Below are 13860 nucleotides of genomic sequence, written 5' to 3' on the forward strand. Positions count from 1 at the left end.
TTATTCGATGTTCTGGACCTGTTCGCGCATCTGCTCGATCAGGACCTTGAGGTTCACGGCAGCCTGCGTCGAGCGCGGGTCGAACGCCTTGGAACCGAGGGTGTTGGCTTCGCGGTTGAGTTCCTGCATGAGGAAGTCCAGGCGTCGGCCGGCGGCGCCACCGGCCTTGAGCACGCGGCGCACTTCGGCGATGTGCGTGCTGAGGCGGTCGAGCTCTTCGGCGACGTCGCTCTTCTGCGCCAGCAGGACCATTTCCTGCTCCAGGCGCTGCGGGTCGGCTTCCAGCTTCAGCTCGGCGAAGCGGTCGAGGATCTTCTGCCGTTGCAGGCCCAGCATCTGCGGGACCAGCTCGCGCAGATTGGCGACTTCTTCCTGCATGCTGCCCAGGCGTTCGTCGATGATCCGCGCCAGTTCGGCGCCTTCGCGGGCGCGGCCGGCCTTGAGCTCGTCCAGGGCCTGGTTGAACGCGGCGAGGGCGTCGGCGTTGAGCGCTTGGGGATCGGCGGCGTCGCCCACCAGTACGCCGGGCCAGGCCAGTACGGCCAGCGGGTCGATCGGCGCCGGCTGGCGGATCAGCGCGGCGACGCCTTCGGCGGCGGTGACCAACTGCGCGGCACGTTCGAGATCGACCTGCAGCGGCTTGCCGGCGGTGTCCTCGACATAGCGCAGGGTGCACTCCACCTTGCCGCGCGACAGGCCCTGGCGCAGGGCTTCGCGTACCGCGCCTTCGAGATCGCGGAAGCTTTCCGGCAGGCGCAGGTTGGGCTCCAGGTAGCGGTGGTTCACCGAGCGCAGCTCCCAGCTCAGGGTGCCATTGGTCCCGGCCCGTTCGATGCGGGCGAAGGCGGTCATGCTGTGCACCATGGGGCTACCTCTCTGTGATTCCAGCGCAGACGACGAATTGTCATCCTGAACCGGCAATTGTACCCCAGCGGCGTCGGCAGCCGCACGCCGATGGTGGTTGCAGGGCCCGCCGGGCCTCTATAATGGCCGCCAATCCCCGATTCACACTGCTTACAGGAAGTCTCCATGAACCGTCCCAGTGGCCGCGCAGCCAGCCAGTTGCGCCCGATCCGCATCACCCGCCACTACACCAAGCACGCCGAGGGTTCGGTGCTGGTGGAGTTCGGCGATACCAAGGTGATCTGCACCGTCAGCGCCGAAACTGGCGTACCGCGCTTCCTCAAGGGACAGGGCCAGGGCTGGCTGACCGCCGAGTACGGCATGCTGCCGCGCTCTACCGGCGAGCGGAACGCGCGTGAGGCGAGCCGTGGCAAGCAGGGTGGCCGTACCCTGGAGATCCAGCGCCTGATCGGCCGTTCGCTGCGTGCTGCGCTGGACCTCACCAAGCTCGGCGAGAACACCCTGTACATCGACTGCGACGTGATCCAGGCGGACGGCGGTACCCGCACCGCTTCCATCACTGGCGCCACCGTTGCGCTGATCGATGCGCTCGCCGTGCTCAAGAAGCGTGGCGCGCTCAAGGGCAACCCGTTGAAGCAGATGGTCGCCGCGGTTTCCGTGGGTATCTATCAGGGCGTTCCGGTGCTGGACCTGGACTACCTGGAAGACTCCGCTGCCGAGACCGACCTCAACGTAGTGATGACCGATGCCGGTGGCTTCATCGAGGTCCAGGGCACCGCCGAAGGTGAGCCGTTCCAGCCGGCCGAACTGAGTGCAATGCTGGAGCTGGCGCAGCAGGGCATGCAGGAAATCTTCGAACTGCAGCGCGCTGCGCTGGCCGATTGAAGGCACGAGTAGCCAAGGAGGAAGCGCAATGGAAGACGAACTGCAGGCTCGGCCGAGCCAGGACGCCCGGCAATGGGCGATGTTCTGCCATTTCGCCGCCTTCCTCGGCCTGGTGTTTCCCTTCGGCAATCTGCTCGGGCCGCTGATCGTCTGGCAGATCAAGCGCGAGTCCGATCCTTTCGTCGACCGTCAGGGCAAGGAAGCGCTGAACTTCCAGATCACCGTCAGCCTGGCGCTGCTGGTGAGTTTTTTCCTTTGCCTGGTAGTGATCGGCTTTCTGCTGCTGGCGCTGGTCAGTGTCGGTGCGCTGGTACTGACGGTCATCGCCGGGATCAAAGCCAACGAGGGGCGTGACTACCGCTATCCCTTCACCTGGCGGCCGCTCAAGTAGTACGCAGCGCAATGAAAAAAGCCGGCTATCAGCCGGCTTTTTCGCGCCTGGGGCTCAGATGCTGAGCGACCAGTCGTAGTCGATGATCAACGGCGCATGGTGCGAGAAGCGCGGCTGCCGGGGCAGCTTGGCGCTGCGCACGAATCGACGCAGGCCCGGCGTGAGGATCTGGTAGTCGAAGCGCCAGCCGAGGTTGAGCATCTCGGCCTGCTCGCTGTCGGGCCACCAGCTGTACTGGTCGCCTTCGCGGTTGACCTCGCGCAGGGCGTCGACGTAGCCCATGTTGCCGAAGACCTCGTCCATCCAGCCGCGCTCGGGCGCGAGGAAGCCGGGCATCTGCTGGCATTCGCGCCAGTTCTTCACGTCCAGCTTGTTGTGGGCGAGGTACAGCGACCCGCAATAGATGTATTCGCGGCGCTTGCGACGCTGCTTGTTCAGGTACTGGGCGAAATCGTCCATGAACTTGAACTTCTGGTTCAGGTTCTCATCCCCTTCCTGCCCGCTCGGCAGTAAGAGGCTGGCGATACTCACCTTATCGAAATCGGCTTGCAGGTAGCGCCCGTAACGATCGGCCGTCTCGAAACCCAGCCCGCTTATGACGGCCTTGGGTTGCAGACGGCTATAGAGTGCGACGCCGCCCTGGTTGGGCACTTCGGCATCGCAGGCGTACAGGAAGTAGCCATCCAGTTGGTAGGACGGGTCATCCAGATCGAAAGCGGAGGCGCGGGTATCCTGCAAGCAGATCACGTCGGCATTCTGGGCTTGCAGCCAGCTGAGGAGTCCTCGCTCGGCGGCAGCCTGAATACCATTCACGTTCACACTGATGATCCGCATAAATGGCCCCCAAAATCACGTGTGTGTATGATACCCGAGCTCAAACGGTTTAGCTAAATTCATACCCGCCGGTTCTATTCCCATGCAGGCATATCAACGCGATTTCATTCAATTCGCCATCGAGCGCGGTGTACTGCGCTTCGGCGAGTTCACCCTCAAGTCCGGGCGCACCAGTCCGTATTTCTTCAATGCCGGTCTGTTCAATACGGGAGTGGCACTGGCCAAGCTGGGGCGCTTCTATGCCTCGGCCATCGTCGATGGCGGTATCGACTTCGACGTGCTGTTCGGCCCCGCCTATAAAGGAATTCCGCTCGCCGCCGCTACAGCGGTAGCGCTGGCCGAGCAGCATGGCCGCGACCTGCCCTGGTGCTTCAACCGCAAGGAAGCCAAGGATCACGGCGAAGGCGGCACCCTGGTGGGCGCCCCGCTGCAGGGTCGCGCGCTGATCATCGATGACGTGATCACTGCTGGCACCGCGATCCGGGAGGTCATGCAGATCATCGACGCCCAGGGCGCCAAGGCTGCAGGCGTACTGATCGCGCTGAACCGCCAGGAGCGCGGCAAGGGTGAACTGTCGGCGATCCAGGAAGTGGAGCGCGACTTCGGTATTCCGGTGGTCAGCATCGTGTCGTTGGAGCAGGTACTGGAGTTCCTCGCCGGCGACGCCGAACTGAAGCGTCACCTGCCTGCCGTCGAAGCTTATCGCGCACAGTACGGAATCTGATCGGGAAAATCGCACATGGCCAAGCAGAGAACTTTCCTTAGAGGAGTGTTGTTGGGACTGCTGGTCATTGGGCTGGCCGGTGGGGTGCAGGCGGCAAACTCCACAGGTAAGCCGTCTTCCAGCGGTGGCATTGAGATGTACCGCTACGTCGACGACAAGGGCGTTACCGTGATCGATCGGTTGGGCGTTCCGCCGCAGTACATCGGCAAGGGCTACCAGGTGCTCAATGAGCAAGGCCGGGTAATCCGCGAGGTGCCGCCGGCACCGACGCCGGAAGAGCTCAAGGCACGCAAGGCCGAAGCGGCCCAGGCAAGTTCCGACGCCCAGCTGCTGCGGATGTACACCGGCGTGCAGGATGTCGATAGCGCCCGCGATCGCAAGCTGGCCGAACTCGATGGCTTGAGTAGCGTGACCAAGGCCAACTTGATGTCACTCAAGACTCAGCAGGCGAACCTGCAGTCCCAGGCGGCCGATCAGGAGCGCGCCGGCCGCCAGGTTGCTGCACCTCTGGTCGATCAATTGAACAACCTGAAGGACGAAGAGCAGCGTCTGGAAGGTGAAATCGCCCGCTACCAGCAGCTGCGTGCCCAGGCCAAAGCCTCCTTCGAAGCCGACCGCGCACGCCTCGCGCAATTGCTCGGCGCCTCGCGCTGACGAGCTGCCGTCACTCCGCTGGCGGCGTACGCTCAAAGGCCCTGATCCGTTCGCGTAGCCAGTCCGGAACCGGCTGGCTCTGCCGTTCCTCGTCGGCATAGACGTAGATCAGTTCACCCAGGGTAAGCGGCTGCTCCTCGCGCCAGATGGCGACCTGGAAAGTCAGGCTGCTACGGCCCAGGCGCAGCACGCGTACACCCATCTCCAGCCAGTCGTCGTAACGCGCCGGTGCGAAGTACTCGAGCGTGTTCTTCACCGCGAACAGGTCGCCGCCGCCACGCAGCAGATCCGCTGGGTAGCTCACGTCCAGGTTGCGGTAGTACTCGGTGGTGGCGACGTCGGTGTAGATCAGGTAGTTGCCGTTGAAGACGATGCCTTGCGGGTCGACTTCCGCCCAGCGCACGCGCAGGCCATGGAAGAAACTGAAGTCACCGCGAGAGGGGAAGACTGAAGGCATGATGGCCTCCGGGGCGGGGAGGAAGCCGCCATGGCCGGGGCCATGGCGGCAAAGGGTCAACGGTGCTTGCGGTTGGTGATCAGAGTGCCGACGCCGATGTCGGTGAAGATCTCCAGCAGCACCGCATTGGGTACGCGGCCGTCGATGATGTGTGCGCTGGTCACGCCACCCTGCACCGCTTCCAGGGCGCAGCGGATCTTCGGCAGCATGCCGCCGTAGATGGTGCCGTCGGCGATCAGGCTGTCGACCTGTTCGGTGGTCAGGCCCGTGAGAACCTGGCCCTGTTTGTCCATCAGGCCGGCGATGTTGGTCAGCAGCATCAGCTTCTCGGCTTTCAGCGCCTCGGCCACCTTGCCGGCCACCAGGTCGGCGTTGATGTTGTAGGACTCGCCATTGGCACCGACGCCGATGGGCGCGATCACCGGAATGAAGTCGCCTTTGACCAGCATGTTCAGCAGGTCGGTATTGACCCCGGTGACTTCGCCCACGTGGCCGATGTCGATGATTTCCGGCTTGGTCATCTCCGGCGTCTGGCGGGTCACGGTGAGCTTCTTCGCGCGAATCAGCTCGGCGTCCTTGCCGGTCAGGCCGATGGCGCTGCCGCCATGGCGGTTGATCAGGTTGACGATGTCCTTGTTCACCTGGCCGCCGAGGACCATCTCCACCACGTCCATGGTCTGCGCGTCGGTGACGCGCATGCCATCGATGAAGTGGCTCTCGATCGACAGGCGATTGAGCAGGTCGCCGATCTGCGGGCCGCCACCATGCACCACCACCGGGTTGATGCCGACCGCCTTCATCAGCACCACGTCGCGGGCGAAGCTGTTCTTCAGCTCGTCGGTTTCCATGGCGTTGCCGCCGTACTTGATGACCAGCGTCTTGCCGACGAAGCGGCGGATATACGGCAGGGCTTCGGCAAGGACGCGGGCGACCTGGGCGGCGTCATCGCGGCTTTGGGACATGGTGCAAGGCTCCGAGAAGAATCAGAAGGGAATGGTCAGGGCGGGATCGACCGCCTTGAGTTGGCTGCGGAACACGTCCTTGATGCGTTCCAGTTCGGCTTCGGAGTCCGCCTCGAAGCGCAGTACCAGCACCGGGGTGGTGTTGGAGGCGCGGACCAGGCCCCAGCCTTTCGGGTAATCGACACGCACGCCGTCGAGGGTCGTGAGGTTGGCTTCGCCCCATTGGCCGTTGCGCTGCAGCGCGTCGATCAGGGTGAACTTGCTCTCGTCGGTGACGGTGATGTTGATTTCCGGAGTTGAGACGTCCAGCGGGAAGGCAGAGAACACATGCTCGCTGTCACGTTTGTCCTGGCTGATGATCTCCAGCAGACGAGCGGCGCTGTAGATGCCGTCGTCGAAGCCGAACCAGCGCTCCTTGAAGAAGATGTGGCCGCTCATTTCGCCGGCCAGCAGGGCGCCGGTTTCCTTCATTTTCTTCTTGATCAGCGAGTGGCCGGTCTTCCACATCACCGGACGACCGCCGTAGCCGCTGATCAGCGAGATCAGGCGACGGGTGCATTTCACGTCGAAGATGATGTCGGCGCCCGGGTTGCGCGAGACCACGTCCTTGGCGAACAGCATCAGCAGGCGGTCGGGATAGATGATGGTGCCTTCGTTGGTCACCACGCCGACGCGGTCGCCGTCGCCGTCAAAGGCCAGGCCGAGGTCGGCGCCGGTTTCCTTGACCTTGGCGATCAGGTCTTCCAGGTTTTCCGGCTTGCCCGGATCCGGGTGGTGGTTGGGGAAGGTGCCGTCGACGTCGCAGAACAGCGGGATCACGGTGCAGCCCAGGGCCTCGATCAGTTGCGGGGCGATCACGCCGGCAACGCCGTTGCCGCAGTCGACCACCACCTTCAGCGGCTTGGCCAGGGGGATGTCGTCACGAATCTGCTTGAAGTAGCGCGGCAGGATGTCGACCTGCTGCACGCTGCCGACACCGCTAGCCAGGTCGTTGTTCTCGATGCGCTCGCGCAGGGCCTGGATCTGCTCGTTGGCCAGGGTCTCGCCGGCGACGACGATCTTGAAGCCGTTGTAGTTCGGCGGGTTGTGGCTGCCGGTGAGCATCACGCCCGACTTGCCTTCCAGGACGTTGGCGGCGAAGTACAGCACCGGGGTCGGCACCATGCCGATGTCGGTGACCTGGCAGCCGCAGTCGAGCAGGCCTTGGATCAGCTGCTGCACGAGCTCGGGGCCGGACAGGCGGCCGTCGCGGCCGACGTTCACACAGGGCTCGCCGCGAGCCAGGCTCTCGGAGCCGATGGCGCGGCCTACCCAGTAGGCGGTCTCGGCGGTCAGGGTGTCGCCGACCACGCCGCGGATGTCGTAGGCGCGGAAGATGCTGGCGGGCAGTTGCGGGGCTTTAGGCGTGCTCATAGCGGGGTTTTGCTCCAATCCCAGGAGATCCTGGTCTTCATCAAGAATGTCGATATCCAGAATGTCGGTGTTCTGGAACAGCGGGTCGACCAGCTGTGTTTCGGGGGTGGCTGCTGCCCGGGCGTAGGCTTCGGCCTTGACCGGAGCGGCTTCGATCGGGGCAACGGGGCTGGCGGTGCCATTGCCGTTTCCATTGGTTTCCGTTTTGCGGCGTGGCTGGCGGGCCAGTGCCTGGGCCAGCGGCTGCAGGACCGACAGGCTCAGCTCAGGAGCTTTGGCACTGCGTTGGCCGCCGAGTTCCTGGATGAACTGGCCGAGTGTCTGGGCGTCGATGCGCAGGCGGCGTTGCAGGCCACCGACGCTGAGGTAGATGCCCAGCAGGCCGCCGCTCAGCGCGAGCAGCGTGGCGATGGCGAGCAGAGCCGGCGAGTAGAGCGTGGCAGTGATGCTCTGGCCGGGAACGAAGCTGAGTTGCCAGTTCGGGTTGCCGCTGCTCAGGTTGAGCGCCGGTGCATCGCTGGCCTCGCCGCGCTGAAGTAGTGTCTGGGCAGGCGAATTGCCGAACTTCTGCGCGAGGGTCAGCTGGCCGACGTCCGAAGCCATGGGTGGCAGGGCGTTGAGTAGGCGTTGCAGATCGACTACCAGCAACAGAGTACCCTGGACGCTGTTGTCCTGGGCGCGCAGCGCGGTGGCGCTGTAGACCAGCCAACGCTGGCCGTTGCGATAGGCTTCTGGCGCAACGCTCTGGCCCATTTCCACGCGATGCAACATGTCCAGCGCGGCGTAGTTGAGCGGACCTGGCCGATTGGCATCCTGCGTGGCTGCGCCGTTGGCGTTCAGATAGACGTCCAGCAGCCCGTCCATGTGACCATGGGCGAGTGTGCTTTCCAGCGCATGCGAGCGGGTCGGATCGCTCAGTGCAGGCAACAGGTCGGGGTTGCTCGCCATGGCGCGGGTGTCTGCAGCGAGCTGCGCCAGGGCTTGACGCAGCGAGCCGGCCTGGCTCTCTGCCCATGCGCCAGCGAGCTGCTGGCGATGGGTCTGCTCAGCACTGCCGAACAGCGTGCCCCAGAGCAACGCGCCTGCGGCGGCGACGCCGAGCACCGAGACGCCGAATGCCGGCAGCAGCGACTTCAGCTCGGGTCTGGCGCCCGGGCCGCTACGCGCGACCTTCGGCATGCTGACTTCCGGCAACTCGGCCGTGTCCTTGGCGGTGCGTTGGAAAAGTTTCATGCAACGTCTCCTCGGCGAATCGTCCGTAATTGGGGGAGGGTCAGTGGCTGCCGGAGTGCCCGAAACCGCCGGCACCGCGCTGGCTTTCGTCGAAGCTTTCGACCAGCTCGAAGTGCGCCTGCACGACCGGAACCAGCACCAGCTGGGCGATGCGTTCGCCGATGGCGATGGTGAACGGCGTTTGGCCGCGGTTCCAGCAGGAAACCATCAGCTCGCCCTGGTAGTCCGAGTCAATCAGCCCGACCAGGTTACCCAGCACAACGCCGTGCTTATGGCCCAGGCCCGAACGCGGCAGCACCAGAGCAGCGAGGCCCGGATCGGCGATGTAGATCGACAAGCCGGTGGGGATCAGCAGGGTCTGGCCCGGCTCGAGGACGGTGTCTTCCTTGAGCATGGCGCGCAAGTCGAGGCCGGCGGAGCCAGGCGTGGCGTATTGCGGGACGGGGAATTCAGTGCCCAGGCGCGGGTCGAGGATCTTGGCTTGCAGGGAATGCATCGGGTTCTCAGTGTCGTTTCAGGCGGTCGGCGATGAAGGCGATCAGCTGGCGGGCGATCTTGCCCTTGCTGGTCTGGGCGAAGGCATTTTCGTGCAATTCGCGGTCGATCACGGTGATCGCGTTCTCTTCGCTGTTGAATCCGATCGAGGGGTTGGCCACGTCGTTGGCCACGATCAGATCGAGGTTCTTGTCCTTCAGCTTGCGCGAGGCATATTCCAGCAGGTTCTCGGTCTCGGCGGCGAAGCCGACGCTGAACGGTCGGTCGGCGCGCTGCGCCAGGGTGGCGAGGATGTCCGGATTGCGCACCAGCTGCAGGAGCAGGCCGTCGCCCTTGGTCGGGTCTTTCTTCAGCTTTTGCGAAGCCACGACTTCCGGGCGGTAGTCGGCTACCGCGGCGGCGGCGATCAGCACGTCCGCCGGCATCGCCGCTTCGCAGGCAGCCAGCATGTCGCGGGCGCTGACCACGTCGACGCGGGTCACCCGGTCGGGTGTGGGCAGATGCACCGGGCCGGTCACCAGGGTCACGCGCGCGCCGGCTTCGGCGGCGGCCTCGGCGAGGGCGAAGCCCATCTTTCCGGAGCTGTGGTTGGTGATGTAGCGCACCGGGTCGATGTTTTCCTGGGTCGGGCCGGCGGTGATCAGCACGTGCTGGCCGGTCAGGTCGAGGACCTGGAAGCAATCGGCGGCGCGCTGCGCCAGCTCTTCGGCTTCGAGCATGCGTCCGGGGCCGACGTCGCCGCAGGCCTGGCTGCCGGCGGCAGGGCCGAAGAAGTGGAAACCGCGGCCGCGCAGCAGCTCGGCGTTGCTCTGGGTCGCCGGGTCGCGCCACATGGCCTGGTTCATCGCCGGAGCGAGGGCGATCTGCGCGTCGGTGGCCAGCACCAGGGTGGTCAGCAGGTCGTTGGCCACGCCCTGGGCGAGGCGTGCCATGACGTCGGCCGTAGCCGGGGCGATCAGCACCAGATCGGCCCAGCGGGCGAGTTCGATGTGGCCCATGGCCGCTTCGGCGGCGGGGTCGAGCAGGTCCAGGTGCACCGGGTGGCCGGACAGCGCCTGGAGGGTCAGCGGGGTGATGAACTCACGGCCGCCCTGGGTCATCACCACGCGGACTTCGGCGCCCTGGTCGCGCAGACGGCGGACCAGTTCGGCGCTCTTGTAGGCCGCGATACCGCCACCTACGCCAAGGACGATGCGTTTACGAAAGAGCCGCTGCATAGGCCCGCCTTGATAATCGGAAATGGATGACGCGCGTCAGGGCCGGAAGCGCCTCCCCAGGTTTCCGACCGCGCGAAGAGGACGGGCTAAGATAGCACAGCGCCCGCGCCGGCACAGTGGGCCCCTTTCCCGAGTGAAACCTCATGAGTATTCGTCTATGGCCCGCGGCGGAACGGCCGCGGGAAAAACTGCTGGAACAGGGTGTTGCGAGCCTCAGCGATGCCGAGCTGTTGGCAATTTTCCTGCGTACCGGCGTCACCGGTTGCAGCGCGGTGGACCTCGCGCGCCGGCTGCTCGGTGAATTCGGCAGCCTGCGTGCTCTGCTGGAGGCCGATCAGGCGACTTTCAGCAGTCATCTTGGCCTGGGGCGGGCAAAGTACGCGCAGCTGCAGGCCGTTCTGGAAATGGCCCGGCGCCACCTGGCTGAGCAGTTGCGCCGCGATTCGGCGCTGGAAAGCCCACAGGCCGTGCGCGATTTCCTCAAGGCCCGGCTACGTCATGAGCCCCATGAAGTGTTCGCCTGCCTGTTCCTCGATAGTCGCCATCGCGTGCTGACCTTCGAGGTGCTGTTCCACGGCTCGATCGACTGCGCCAGCGTCTATCCGCGCCAGGTGGTGAAGCGCGCACTGGCGCACAACGCGGCGGCGCTGATTCTCGCCCACAACCACCCTTCGGGTGTGGCTGAGCCCAGCCACTCCGACCGCGTGCTTACCCAGCGGCTGAAAGACGCGCTGGCGCTGGTCGACGTGCGCGTGCTCGACCACTTCGTGGTTGGTGACGGCGACCCGCAGTCCATGGCCGAGCTGGGCTGGGTCTGAGCGCGTTTAGAAGCTGACCTTGGAGAAGTCCTGACGACCGAAGGGGCTCACCGCGTAACCCTTGACCTCTTTGCGCAGCAGCGTGGTCGCCGTGGGGTGCGCCAGCGGCAGCCACAGCGCCTGGTCGTGGATGATGCGCTGGGCGTCCTCGTAGAGGGCGCTGCGCTTTTCCTGCTCGCTCAGCGCCTTGCCCTGGCTGATCAGGCCGTCCAGCTTGGCATCGCAGAAGCGCGCGAAATTCAGTCCGGACTTCACGCTGGCGCAGGAGAATTGCGGAGTCAGGAAGTTGTCCGGATCACCGTTGTCGCCTGCCCAGCCCATGAACAGCAGGTCGTGCTCGCCGGCCTTGGCGCGGCGGATCAGCTCCCCCCATTCGATGACCTGGATCTGTGCCTGGATGCCGACTTTGGCCAGGTCGGCCTGTAGCACTTGAGCCCCCACGCTGGGGTTGGGGTTGAGCAGGCTGCCGCTGGGGCGGGTCCAGATGGTGGTCTTGAACCCGTCCTTCAGGCCCGCCTGGGTGAGCAGTTGGCGGGCTTTGTCCAAGTCATGCGGGTAGGCCGAGATGTCCTTCGCGTAGCTCCAGGTGTTCGGCGGGTAGACGCCCGTGGCCGGCGTGGCGCTGTCGCCAAATACCGACTTCAGGTAGCTCTGGCGATCGAAGGCGAGGTTGATCGCCTGGCGTACTTCGGGCTTGTCCAGGGGCGGATGTTGGGTATTTAGGGCGACGAAGGCGGTCATGAAGGCAGGCGTGCGCTCGATGCGCAGGGCCGGGTCCTTGGCTGCTTCCTCGACATCCAGCGGTTTTGGAGACAGGGCGATCTGGCACTCGCCGCGCTTGAGGCGCTGCAGGCGCACATTGGCATCCGGGGTGATGGCGAACAGCAGGTTATCCACAGCCGGCTTGCCGCCGAAGTAATCGCGGTTGGCCGCGTAGCGGATCGCTGCATCCTTCTGGAAGCTGCGCAGGACGAAGGGGCCGCTGCCGATCGGCTGGCTGTTGAGCTTCTCCGGGGTGCCCGCCTTCATCAGATGATCGGCGTACTCCGCAGAATAAATGGAGGCGAAGCCCATGCTGAGCATCGCCAGGAAAGTGGCGTCGGGGTGGCTGAGGGTGAAGCGCACCTGGTGCTCGCCTACCTTCTCCAGGCCCTTGATCAGGCTCGGCAGCTGCATTGACTGGGCGTGGGGGAAGCCGCTCTGCGCCACCTTGTGCCAGGGGTTGGCCGGGTCGAGCATGCGCTGGAAGCTGAACAGCACGTCATCGGCATCCAGCGCGCGGCTGGGCTTGAAGTAGTCAGTGCTGTGGAACTTCACGCCTTCGCGCAGCTGGAAGTCGTAGGTCAGGCCATCTGCCGAAACCGTCCAGCTCTGCGCCAGGCTCGGCACGACTTTGGCCTGGCTTGCATCGAACTCCACCAGGCGGTTCATCAGCACGTCGGCCGAGGCGTTGGTGGTGGTCAGGGCGTTGAACTGGACCACGTCGAACCCGTCCGGACTGGCTTCGGTGCAGACGCTGAGGGTGCTGGCGCCGGCCAGGGCGGGAGCGAGAAGGAGGGCGAGGGGAAGCAGACGCATGACGGACTCCGGATCTGGTGGGAAAATGCCCGTCCCGTGGGCTGGGCGCAGTCATGCAAGGCCGTTGTCGGCCTTGAAGCGGGTACCTTAGGCCAAGCGGCCGGAGGCGACAACGGCGGGAATCGACGAACGGTACGAGTACGGAGCCGCGATGGCGCTGGCTCGGCATGTGGATAAGCCGCTGTTACCCTTGCGACACTAAGAGCCTTTCTGATATAAAGCTGCGCTCTTTTCTGGGGCCCTGCCCGTTGACCTGGTTTCAGGTAGCGAATAGGCAGGTAAGACCCGGGTGAAACTGAGTATCCAACGAGTTCAAGCAGCCAACCCATGCCGGGTTTGGCATGTGGTTTACAGAGGGCTGAGCCATGTCGAGAGTTTGCCAAGTGACCGGTAAGGGTCCGGTTACTGGGAATAACATTTCCCACGCACACAACAAAACCCGTCGCCGTTTCCTGCCGAACCTGCAGCATCACCGTTTCTGGGTCGAGTCCGAGAAGCGTTTCGTGCGTCTGCGCGTTTCCGCTAAAGGCATGCGTATCATCGACAAGCGTGGTATCGAGGCCGTTCTGAACGACCTGCGCGCCCGCGGCGAAAAATTCTAAGGAGCACAGTCATGCGTGAACTGATCCGTTTGGTGTCCAGCGCCGGTACCGGCCACTTCTACACCACCGACAAGAACAAGCGCACCAAGCCTGAGAAAATCGAGATCAAGAAATTCGATCCGGTTGTTCGCAAGCACGTGATCTACAAGGAAGCCAAGATCAAGTAATTGATCCGGCCCTTGCGAAGAAACCCGCCTCCTGGCGGGTTTTTTCTTGCCTGAAGGAAAGTCGCAGGCACAAAAAAAACCCGCCATCGGCGGGCTTTTTCCGTTCGAGGAAGTCAGGCCTTCTGCTCGAACATCACGTAGACCTTGCGGCACGGCTCGATCACTTCCCAGGTGCCCTTCAGGCCGGCCGGGATGACGAAGCGGTCGCCGGCGCGCACAGTCTTGGCGCCGCCGTTGCTGTCGCGGATCACCGAGACGCCCTGGAGGATCTCGCAGTACTCGTGCTCGGTGTAGTTGATGGTCCACTGGCCGATGTCGCCTTCCCAGATGCCCACGTTGAACTGGCCGCAGGGGCTGCCGTAGTGGTTGCGCACGCTTTGCGCCGGGTCGCCCTTGAGGATCTTCTCCGGGGCGGGGCGGTAGTGCTCGGCCTCGGTGCCTGCCTGGGCGAAGTCGACGATCTGCTCGATGTTCATGCTGAGTCTCGTTTCTTGTGGATTGTTCTAAGGCTCCGCGGGCTTCGGGCGTGCCCGGAAGGAGGCGGATTCGCCGGAGTCTATGTTTAA

At 64.4% G+C, this 13860-nt stretch carries 16 protein-coding genes; 7 read left to right on the forward strand and 9 right to left on the reverse strand.

Translation table 11 applies throughout. The annotated features are described in order from the left end of the window. Window positions 1-864: a YicC/YloC family endoribonuclease gene (locus ACA097_RS13440; RefSeq protein WP_043256477.1), complete on the reverse strand. Its 864-nt coding sequence runs from the start codon at window positions 862-864 to the stop codon at window positions 1-3. A gap of 165 nt (window positions 865-1029) precedes the next feature. Here ACA097_RS13440 and rph point away from each other — a divergent pair, with 165 nt between their 5' ends. Beyond that, window positions 1030-1749: a ribonuclease PH gene (gene rph / locus ACA097_RS13445; protein WP_160288781.1), complete on the forward strand. Its 720-nt coding sequence runs from the start codon at window positions 1030-1032 to the stop codon at window positions 1747-1749. A 28-nt stretch (window positions 1750-1777) separates the two neighbouring features. Then, complete coding sequence (locus ACA097_RS13450) at window positions 1778-2140, forward strand: DUF4870 domain-containing protein (protein ID WP_043256473.1); 363 nt, start codon at window positions 1778-1780, stop codon at window positions 2138-2140. Between the two features lie 54 nt (window positions 2141-2194). On the opposite strand, the gene ACA097_RS13455 is transcribed toward ACA097_RS13450, so the two are convergent. Beyond that, the gene (locus ACA097_RS13455; protein WP_043256470.1) at window positions 2195-2974 is read right to left on the reverse strand and encodes an exodeoxyribonuclease III; all 780 of its coding nucleotides are present in this window, start codon (window positions 2972-2974) and stop codon (window positions 2195-2197) included. 82 nt (window positions 2975-3056) lie between these two features. Between ACA097_RS13455 and pyrE the strand changes: the two genes are divergently transcribed. Continuing rightward, the gene (gene pyrE, locus ACA097_RS13460; RefSeq protein ID WP_043256469.1) at window positions 3057-3698 is read left to right on the forward strand and encodes an orotate phosphoribosyltransferase; all 642 of its coding nucleotides are present in this window, start codon (window positions 3057-3059) and stop codon (window positions 3696-3698) included. Between the two features lie 15 nt (window positions 3699-3713). Next, entirely contained in the window at window positions 3714-4352 is a 639-nt protein-coding gene (locus ACA097_RS13465) for a DUF4124 domain-containing protein (protein ID WP_371370386.1), read from the forward strand. A gap of 10 nt (window positions 4353-4362) precedes the next feature. Here ACA097_RS13465 and ACA097_RS13470 read toward each other — a convergent pair whose 3' ends face one another. The 5 genes from ACA097_RS13470 to coaBC are packed head-to-tail and all read right to left on the reverse strand — an operon-like array spanning window position 4363 to window position 10129. Then, window positions 4363-4809 (reverse strand): thioesterase family protein, encoded by a 447-nt coding sequence (locus ACA097_RS13470; protein ID WP_043256466.1) that lies wholly within the window; start codon window positions 4807-4809, stop codon window positions 4363-4365. A 56-nt stretch (window positions 4810-4865) separates the two neighbouring features. Beyond that, entirely contained in the window at window positions 4866-5771 is a 906-nt protein-coding gene (gene argB, locus ACA097_RS13475; protein WP_160288778.1) for an acetylglutamate kinase, read from the reverse strand. Between the two features lie 21 nt (window positions 5772-5792). After that, window positions 5793-8417: a phosphomannomutase/phosphoglucomutase gene (locus tag ACA097_RS13480; protein WP_371370387.1), complete on the reverse strand. Its 2625-nt coding sequence runs from the start codon at window positions 8415-8417 to the stop codon at window positions 5793-5795. A gap of 40 nt (window positions 8418-8457) precedes the next feature. Next, window positions 8458-8913 (reverse strand): dUTP diphosphatase, encoded by a 456-nt coding sequence (dut, locus tag ACA097_RS13485; protein WP_043256460.1) that lies wholly within the window; start codon window positions 8911-8913, stop codon window positions 8458-8460. Between the two features lie 7 nt (window positions 8914-8920). Continuing rightward, a complete protein-coding gene (gene coaBC / locus ACA097_RS13490; protein ID WP_043256458.1) occupies window positions 8921-10129 on the reverse strand; it encodes a bifunctional phosphopantothenoylcysteine decarboxylase/phosphopantothenate--cysteine ligase CoaBC in 1209 nt (402 codons plus the stop codon). Between the two features lie 143 nt (window positions 10130-10272). Between coaBC and radC the strand changes: the two genes are divergently transcribed. Continuing rightward, window positions 10273-10947: a DNA repair protein RadC gene (radC, locus tag ACA097_RS13495; RefSeq protein WP_160288776.1), complete on the forward strand. Its 675-nt coding sequence runs from the start codon at window positions 10273-10275 to the stop codon at window positions 10945-10947. Between the two features lie 6 nt (window positions 10948-10953). Here radC and ACA097_RS13500 read toward each other — a convergent pair whose 3' ends face one another. Further along, complete coding sequence (locus ACA097_RS13500) at window positions 10954-12525, reverse strand: ABC transporter substrate-binding protein (protein WP_371370388.1); 1572 nt, start codon at window positions 12523-12525, stop codon at window positions 10954-10956. Window positions 12526-12890: 365 nt separating this feature from the next. Between ACA097_RS13500 and rpmB the strand changes: the two genes are divergently transcribed. Both rpmB and rpmG read left to right on the forward strand, forming a co-directional pair. Next, the gene (gene rpmB / locus ACA097_RS13505; RefSeq protein ID WP_009614118.1) at window positions 12891-13127 is read left to right on the forward strand and encodes a 50S ribosomal protein L28; all 237 of its coding nucleotides are present in this window, start codon (window positions 12891-12893) and stop codon (window positions 13125-13127) included. 11 nt (window positions 13128-13138) lie between these two features. Continuing rightward, window positions 13139-13294, forward strand: coding sequence for a 50S ribosomal protein L33 (gene rpmG, locus ACA097_RS13510; RefSeq protein ID WP_009614117.1), 156 nt, complete (start codon window positions 13139-13141; stop codon window positions 13292-13294). A gap of 113 nt (window positions 13295-13407) precedes the next feature. Here the strand turns inward: rpmG and ACA097_RS13515 are convergent, their stop codons facing one another. Further along, window positions 13408-13770, reverse strand: coding sequence for a cupin domain-containing protein (locus ACA097_RS13515; protein WP_043256453.1), 363 nt, complete (start codon window positions 13768-13770; stop codon window positions 13408-13410). Window positions 13771-13860 lie beyond the last annotated feature (90 nt).

This window comes from Pseudomonas sp. QL9, from assembly GCF_041409665.1.
Lineage (GTDB): Bacteria > Pseudomonadota > Gammaproteobacteria > Pseudomonadales > Pseudomonadaceae > Pseudomonas > Pseudomonas knackmussii.

Excerpts from the sequence above, each read along its gene's own strand:
- rpmB (WP_009614118.1), top strand. The coding sequence starts at position 12,891 with ATGTCGAGAGTTTGCCAAGTGACCGGTAAGGGTCCGGTTACTGGGAAT.
- pyrE (WP_043256469.1), top strand. The coding sequence starts at position 3,057 with ATGCAGGCATATCAACGCGATTTCATTCAATTCGCCATCGAGCGCGGT.
- ACA097_RS13480 (WP_371370387.1), bottom strand. The coding sequence starts at position 8,417 with ATGAAACTTTTCCAACGCACCGCCAAGGACACGGCCGAGTTGCCGGAA.
- rph (WP_160288781.1), top strand. The coding sequence starts at position 1,030 with ATGAACCGTCCCAGTGGCCGCGCAGCCAGCCAGTTGCGCCCGATCCGC.
- ACA097_RS13440 (WP_043256477.1), bottom strand. The coding sequence starts at position 864 with ATGGTGCACAGCATGACCGCCTTCGCCCGCATCGAACGGGCCGGGACC.
- ACA097_RS13455 (WP_043256470.1), bottom strand. The coding sequence starts at position 2,974 with ATGCGGATCATCAGTGTGAACGTGAATGGTATTCAGGCTGCCGCCGAG.
- ACA097_RS13515 (WP_043256453.1), bottom strand. The coding sequence starts at position 13,770 with ATGAACATCGAGCAGATCGTCGACTTCGCCCAGGCAGGCACCGAGGCC.
- ACA097_RS13450 (WP_043256473.1), top strand. The coding sequence starts at position 1,778 with ATGGAAGACGAACTGCAGGCTCGGCCGAGCCAGGACGCCCGGCAATGG.
- dut (WP_043256460.1), bottom strand. The coding sequence starts at position 8,913 with ATGCATTCCCTGCAAGCCAAGATCCTCGACCCGCGCCTGGGCACTGAA.
- radC (WP_160288776.1), top strand. The coding sequence starts at position 10,273 with ATGAGTATTCGTCTATGGCCCGCGGCGGAACGGCCGCGGGAAAAACTG.
- rpmG (WP_009614117.1), top strand. The coding sequence starts at position 13,139 with ATGCGTGAACTGATCCGTTTGGTGTCCAGCGCCGGTACCGGCCACTTC.
- ACA097_RS13470 (WP_043256466.1), bottom strand. The coding sequence starts at position 4,809 with ATGCCTTCAGTCTTCCCCTCTCGCGGTGACTTCAGTTTCTTCCATGGC.
- ACA097_RS13500 (WP_371370388.1), bottom strand. The coding sequence starts at position 12,525 with ATGCGTCTGCTTCCCCTCGCCCTCCTTCTCGCTCCCGCCCTGGCCGGC.
- argB (WP_160288778.1), bottom strand. The coding sequence starts at position 5,771 with ATGTCCCAAAGCCGCGATGACGCCGCCCAGGTCGCCCGCGTCCTTGCC.
- coaBC (WP_043256458.1), bottom strand. The coding sequence starts at position 10,129 with ATGCAGCGGCTCTTTCGTAAACGCATCGTCCTTGGCGTAGGTGGCGGT.
- ACA097_RS13465 (WP_371370386.1), top strand. The coding sequence starts at position 3,714 with ATGGCCAAGCAGAGAACTTTCCTTAGAGGAGTGTTGTTGGGACTGCTG.